Below are 5,428 nucleotides of genomic sequence, written 5' to 3'. Positions count from 1 at the left end.
GCTGGGGCACCGCGGCCCCGGCGGCCGCCCCCGCCGCCCCCGCGCCGCGTCCGGCCGCCGGCGGCGGCGGCGAGGACGACCCGATCGCGATCGTCGGCATGAGCTGCCGCTTCCCGGGCGGGGTGCGCTCCCCCGAGGACCTCTGGCGGCTCGTCCTGGCCGGCGAGGACGTCATCACCGACTTCCCCGCGGACCGCGGCTGGAACACCGAGGGGATCTTCGACCCGGAGCCGGGGACGGTCGGGCGGACCTACGTCCGCCAGGGCGGCTTCCTGCACGACGCGACCGAGTTCGACGCCGAGTTCTTCGGCATCATGCCGCGCGAGGCGCTCGCCATGGACCCGCAGCAGCGGCTGCTGCTGCAGGCGTCCTGGGAGGCCTTCGAGCGGGCCGGCATCGACCCGTCCACTGCGCGCGGCAGCCGCACCGGCGTCTACGCGGGCATCATGTACCACGAGTACGGCAGCCGCCTCGCCCAGGTGCCGGACGACCTGACGGGCTACCTGGGCAACGGCAGCGCCGCCAGCATCGCCTCCGGCCGGGTCGCCTACACCCTCGGCCTGGAGGGCCCGGCGGTGACCGTCGACACGGCCTGCTCGTCCTCGCTGGTCGCCCTGCACCTGGCCTGCCAGGCGCTGCGCCAGGGCGAGGTCGAACTGGCCCTGGCCGGCGGCGTGACGGTGATGCCGACCCCGGAGATCTTCGTCGACTTCAGCCAGCAGCGCGGCCTGGCGCCCGACGGGCGCTGCAAGGCGTTCGCCGGCGCCGCCGACGGCACCGCCTGGTCCGAGGGCATCGGCATGCTGCTGGTCGAGCGGCTCTCCGACGCCCGCCGCAACGGCCACCCGGTGCTCGCGGTGATCCGCGGCTCGGCGATCAACCAGGACGGCGCCTCCAACGGCCTGACCGCCCCCAACGGCCCCTCCCAGCAAAGGGTCATCCAGGCCGCGCTGGCCGCCGCGGGCCTCTCCCCCGCCGAGGTCGACCTGGTCGAGGGCCACGGCACCGGCACCCGCCTCGGTGACCCGATCGAGGCCCAGGCGCTGCTCGCCACCTACGGCCGGGACCGCGCGGAGGACGACGAGCCGCTGCGGCTCGGCTCGATCAAGTCGAACATCGGCCACGCCCAGGCCGCGGCCGGTGTCAGCGGTGTCATCAAGGCCGTCCTCGCCGTCCGCAACGGCGTCATGCCCCGCACCCTGCACGTCGACGAGCCGTCGCCGCAGGTCGACTGGACGGCGGGCAGCATCCGGCTGCTCACCGAACAGGAGGAGTGGCCGCGCACCGGCCGCCCGCGCCGCGCCGCCGTCTCCTCCTTCGGGCTGAGCGGCACCAACGCGCACCTGATCGTCGAGCAGGCCCCGGCGGCCCCGTCCGGGCCCGCCGGGCAGGAGGGCCCCGACCCGGTCGGCGGGCCCGTCCCGCTGCCGCTGTCGGCCCGCACCGAGGGCGCGCTGGCCGACCAGGCGACGGCCCTGCTCGCCCACCTGGACGCCCACCCGGACGCCCGACTGCTCGACCTCGGCCACTCGCTGGCCACCACCCGGGCGGTGTTCGACCACCGCGCCACCGTGCTCGCCGACGACCTCGACGGCGCCCGGCGGGCGCTGACCGCCCTGGCCCGGGGCACCGGTTCGGCCGACGCCGTCACCGGCCCGCGCACCGCCGCCGGGCGGACCGCGTTCCTCTTCTCCGGCCAGGGCGCCCAGCGCCTCGGCATGGGCCGCGAACTGCACGCCGCCCACCCGGTGTTCCGGGACGCCTTCGACGAGGTGTGCGCGCTGCTCGACCCCCGGCTGGAGCGCCCGCTGCGCGAGGTGATGTGGGGCGAGGACGCCGAGGCCCTGGAGCGGACCGGGTACGCCCAGTGCGCCCTGTTCGCCCACGAGGTCGCGCTGTACCGCCTGGTGACGTCCTGGGGCGTCGTCCCCGACGTGCTGCTCGGCCACTCGATCGGCGAACTGGCCGCCGCCCACGTGGCCGGGGTGCTCTCGCTCGCCGACGCCTGCGCCCTGGTCGCCGCGCGCGGCCGGCTGATGCAGGCCCTGCCGGCCGGCGGCACGATGGTCGCCGTCCAGGCCACCGAGGCCGAGGTCGCCGGGCTGCTGGTCCCGGGCGTCGACATCGCCGCCGTCAACGGCCCCCGCTCGGTGGTGCTGTCCGGCGGGACCGAGGCCGTCCGGGCGGTCGCCGGACAGCTGCGGGCACAGGGCCGGCGCACCACCCGCCTGCGCGTCTCGCACGCCTTCCACTCCTCGCTGATGGAGCCGATGCTGGCCGAGTTCGAGGCCGTGGCACGGGAGTTGACCTACCACCGGCCGGCCGTCCCGGTGATCTCCAACGTCACCGGCGCACCGGCCGGCGACGAACTACTCGCCACCCCCGACTACTGGGTCCGGCACATCCGCTCGGCCGTCCGCTTCGCCGACGGCGCGGCGGCGCTGGCCGCCGCGGGCGTCACCCGGGTCGTCGAGCTGGGCCCGGACCGGGTGCTCAGCGCGCTCGCCGAGACCTGCCTGGACGGCAGCGGCGCGCTGGTCGTCCCGACCGCCGGACGGGACGCCGACGAGCCGCGCGCGCTGCTGCGGGCCGTCGCCCGGCTGCACGCCGCCGGCGGCACCGTCGACTGGGCCCGGTTCCTGTCCGGCCGCGGCGCCCGCCGGGTCGACCTGCCGACCTACGCCTTCGACCGCCGCCGCTACTGGCTGACCGCCGCTCCGGCGGTCCCCGACCCGACCGGCTCCGGCCAGGGCCCCGCCGGTCACCCGCTGCTCAGCGCCGTCGTGGTCGCCCCCGACGCGGACCGCCTGGTGCTCACCGGGCGGCTGGCCGTGGAGACCCAGGCCTGGCTGGCCGACCACGCGGTGCTCGGCACCACCGTGCTGCCCGGCACCGCCTTCCTGGAGCTGGCGATGCGGGCCGCCGAGGAGTCCGGCTGCGACCTCGTCGAGGAACTCACCATCGAGGCCCTGCTGCCGCTGAGCACCGTCAGCGGCACCGCGATCCAGGTGCTCGTCGGCGAGGCCGACCGCACCGGGCGCCGGTCCGTCTCGATCCACTCGCGGCTGGAGAGCGCCCCGGCCGGGGTCGGCTGGACCAGGCACGCCTCCGGGTTCCTGGCCGCCACCCCGGCGGCGGAGCTGCCGGCCCCGCCCGCCCCGTACACGGGCGCCTGGCCGCCGGCCGGCGCCGAGCACGTCGACATCGGCGACGTGTACGAGTACCTGACCAGCCAGGGCTACCACTACGGCCCGATGTTCCGCGGCCTCAAGGCGGTCTGGCGGACCGCCGACGAGGTGTTCGCCGAGGTGGCGCTGCCCGCCGACGCCACCGAGGACGCCGCCGGCTACCGGGTGCACCCCTCGCTGCTGGACGCCGCGCTCAGCGGAGCCGACTTCCTCGGCGGCCACCGCCCGCAGGACGTCGGCGCCTCGATGCTGCCGTTCGCCTGGAGCGGGGTGCGGCTGCACGGCGGCGGTCAGGCCCGGCTGCGGGTGCGGCTGCGGTCCGTCGGCCAGGACGCCGTCCGCCTCGAACTGTCGGACACCACCGGCCTGCCGGTCGCCAGCGTCTCCTCGCTGGTGGTCCGCGCCGTCACCCCCGACCGCCTCGCGGCGGCCGCCGACGCCTCCACCGGCACCCGCGCGCTGGAGTCCCTGCACCGGGTCGTCTGGCGGTACCTGCCGCTCGGCGCCGCCGGCGAACGCGGCACCGCCGGCTGGGCGGTGGTCGGCGAGCGGCCGCTCGACCTGCCCGGCGTACCGGTGCTCGCCGACCTGGCCGCACTCGGCAAGGAGGTCACCGACGGGGACCTGCCCGTCCCGGAGCTGATCGTCCACCCCTGCCCGGCCCCGGCCGGCGACCGGCCCGGCGACGTCCGCGCCGTCCTGGACGGCGTGCTGACCCTCCTCCAGGACTGGCTGGCCGACGACCGGTTCGCCGACTCCCGGCTGCTGGTCGCCACCCGCGGCGCGGTCGCCACCGAGGAGGACGAGCCCGTCGACCCGGCCCACGCCGCCGTGTGGGGCCTGGTACGGGCCGCCGCCCAGGAGAACCCCGGCCGGGTCCTGCTGACCGACCTCGACGGACCCCGGGTGCCCGCCGCCCTTGCCGACCTCGGCGAGCCGGAGACCGCGGTGCGCGGGGGCGACGTCCGGGTGCCGCGCCTGACCGGGGTGCCGGCCGCCGCCGCCCCGGACGGCGGCCCCTGGCAGCCGGACGGCACGGTGCTCGTCACGGGCGGCACCGGCGGCCTCGGCGCGATCGTCGCCCGCCACCTGGCCGAACGGCACGGCGTGCGCCACCTGCTGCTCACCAGCCGCAGCGGAGCCGGGCCGCGCACCGCGGAGCTGGTCGCCGAACTCGCCGCGCTCGGCGCCGAGGCGACCGTCGCCGCCTGCGACGTCGCCGACCCTCGGGCGCTCGCGGCGCTGCTCGCCGGCGTCCCGGCCGACCGTCCGCTGCGCGGCGTGGTGCACGCGGCGGGCGTCAGCGACAACGCGCTCGTTCCCGGGCTCACCGCCGAGCGCATGGACACCGTGCTCCGCCCGAAGCTGGAGGGCGCCTGGAACCTGCACCAGCAGACCGCCGGCCTCGACCTGACGGCATTCGTCCTCTTCTCCTCCTGCGCCGGCCTGCTGGTCGGCGCGGGCCAGGGCAACTACGGTGCGGCCAACCGGTACCTGGACGCCCTCGCCCGTACCCGCCGGGCCGCCGGACTGCCCGCCACCGCGCTGGCGTTCGGGCTCTGGCGGACGCCGACCTCACTCGGCGGCGGCGTCACCGAGGACGACCTGGGCCGGATGGACCGGCTGGGCATGCCCGCGCTCACCACCGACGAGGGGCTGGCGCTCTTCGACGAGGCCCTCGCCGCCGACGAGGCCGTCGTGGTGCCGATGCGGCTCGATCCGGTGGCCCTCGCGGGCGCCGGGGACCAGGTCTCGGCGATGTTCCGCGAACTGGCCCGGCGTCGGCCCACGGCCGCCCGGACGGACGCCGCCGGGCCGTCCGGCCGGACCGCCCCGGCCCCTGCCACCGCCTCCCCCGCCTCCGGCGCTGACGGCGGGAGCCTGGAGGAGCGGCTCGCCGGCCTCGGCCACGAGCAGCAGGGCCGGATCCTGCTCGACCTGGTCCGCACCCACGTCGCCGCAGTCCGGCACGACGAGCCGGCCGGCATCGACCTCGGCAAGGGCTTCACCGAGCTCGGGCTCGACTCGCTCGCCGCGATCGAGCTGCGCAACCGGCTCTCCACCGCCACCGGGCTGCGGCTGCCCGCCACGCTGATGTTCGACTACCCCAACCCGCGTGCGCTGGCCGAGTTCCTGCACGAGGAGCTGCTCCCGGGCATCCCGGCGGCCGCCGGGCCGGCGGGTACCCGGACCGCGCCCAGGCCCTCAACCCGCGGCTGGTCTACTGCTCGATCACCGGC

The 5,428-nt window shown here is 77.4% G+C and carries 1 protein-coding gene; it reads left to right on the top strand.

Going from position 1 to position 5,428, the window contains the following annotated elements:
* Positions 1–5,428, top strand: a 5,428-nt coding sequence (locus AB0E96_RS37735; protein WP_359830851.1) for a type I polyketide synthase, incomplete at both ends; no start/stop codon positions are given.

Origin of the sequence: Kitasatospora sp. NPDC036755 (assembly GCF_040636595.1) — a bacterium.
Classification (GTDB): Bacteria; Actinomycetota; Actinomycetes; order Streptomycetales; family Streptomycetaceae; genus Kitasatospora.
The sequence above is the reverse complement of the archived record's forward strand: the minus strand, read 5'-3'. Positions and strand labels throughout refer to the sequence as shown.